This window comes from Kineococcus vitellinus (assembly GCF_009906315.1).
In the GTDB taxonomy this organism is placed as follows: Bacteria; Actinomycetota; Actinomycetes; order Actinomycetales; family Kineococcaceae; genus Kineococcus; species Kineococcus vitellinus.
Genome location: NZ_JAAALL010000667.1, coordinates 1 through 421, shown reverse-complemented (window position 1 = coordinate 421; position 421 = coordinate 1). Strand labels below are relative to the sequence as shown.

Annotated in this window: 1 protein-coding gene; it reads left to right on the top strand. The window is 75.3% G+C overall.

The genetic code is table 11. The annotated features are described in order from the left end of the window. On the top strand, window positions 1-421 hold a 421-nt coding region (locus tag GTQ99_RS24015; RefSeq protein ID WP_240898032.1), incomplete at both ends, for an alpha-amylase family protein.

The window sequence follows — 421 nt, the reverse complement described above, 5'->3', positions numbered from 1 at the left end:
CTCCTCCCCGGCCGTGGAGGACCTCGTGGTGCGGGTGATGACGCACTGGCTGGAGCGGGGCGCGGACGCCTGGCGGCTGGACGCCGCCTACGCCGTGGACCCGGGGTTCTGGGCGCGGGTGCTGCCGCAGGTGCGCCGCGCCCACCCGGGGGCCTGGTTCACCGGCGAGGTCATCCACGGCGACGCCGCCGGGATCGTGCGCGCCTCCACCGTGGACTCCCTGACGCAGTACGAGCTGTGGCAGGGCCTGTGGCACGGCATCGCCGACGGCAACCTCTTCGAGCTCGCCCACGCCCTGCGCCGCCACGACGCCCTGCTGGCCACGTTCGCGCCCTCGACGTTCGTGGGCAACCACGACGTCACGCGCATCGCCTCCGCCCTCGGCGCCGACCTCGTCCCCCACGCCCTGGCCGTGCTGCTC